Source organism: Leisingera sp. ANG-DT (assembly GCF_000813785.1).
Classification (GTDB): Bacteria; Pseudomonadota; Alphaproteobacteria; order Rhodobacterales; family Rhodobacteraceae; genus Leisingera.
On record NZ_JWLE01000084.1, the window covers coordinates 1,018 to 1,727 of the forward strand.

The following is a 710-nucleotide window of genomic DNA, read 5'->3' on the forward strand; positions in this document are numbered from 1 at the left end:
CCCCTCGGCTCAGGCGCCGCGCGATCTGGCCGCCCGGCTTGGCTCGGCGCTGCAGAACTGGACCGGAGCCCGCTGGGTGGTCTCCATCGCGCCGGACGGCGAGGCGCCCACTATTGCCGAGGTCCGCGACGCGGCTGAGAACGCCCTGCGCGAGAAGGCGACCGCGCATCCGCTGGTGCAAGCGGTGCTGGAGAGCTTCCCCAAGGCCAAGATCACCCGCATCCGCACACCGGAGGAACTGGCCGCCGAAGTTGCCGCCGAAGCCCTGCCCGAGGTGGAGGACGAATGGGATCCCTTCGAGGACGGCTGACGGCGGGCCTGACGGCCCTCTTGTTAACAATGCCGGCCACCGCCTTTGCCACCACTTGCTTTGACACAGGGGAAGCACAAGACAGCGCATGGGATGTCCTTGTGCGGCTCTCGTCCAAACCTGTTGCATTGGCCCTCTTTGCCCTTGCCGGATTCGCACTTTATAGCGGAAAGCGACTGCCGTTTTCACTCGCGGGCGCGCTGTGGGGCCTTCTGGCCTTCGTCATAGCCGTAGATAACCACGAGCTTTTCTTTGATGATAAGAAGGCCTTGGGCATAATCGAAGACTGCACCGCTTCCCCCCACTTGTTCATCGCGCTCGCAATTGCGATATGTGCGGGGATGACTTACGGCGCCCTGCGCCCCCGCACTTAGGAGAACACAGATGCTCAAAGGCCTCG

The 710-nt window shown here is 63.7% G+C and carries 1 protein-coding gene and 1 pseudogene; one reads left to right on the forward strand and one right to left on the reverse strand.

Going from position 1 to position 710, the window contains the following annotated elements:
• Nucleotides 1-310, forward strand: a pseudogene (locus RA21_RS21870) (DNA polymerase III subunit gamma/tau); the annotation flags it as partial.
• Nucleotides 311-495: 185 nt separating this feature from the next.
• Here the strand turns inward: RA21_RS21870 and RA21_RS23090 are convergent.
• Nucleotides 496-710 (reverse strand): hypothetical protein (locus RA21_RS23090; protein WP_206540079.1); only part of this gene is annotated, 215 nt, incomplete at its 5' end.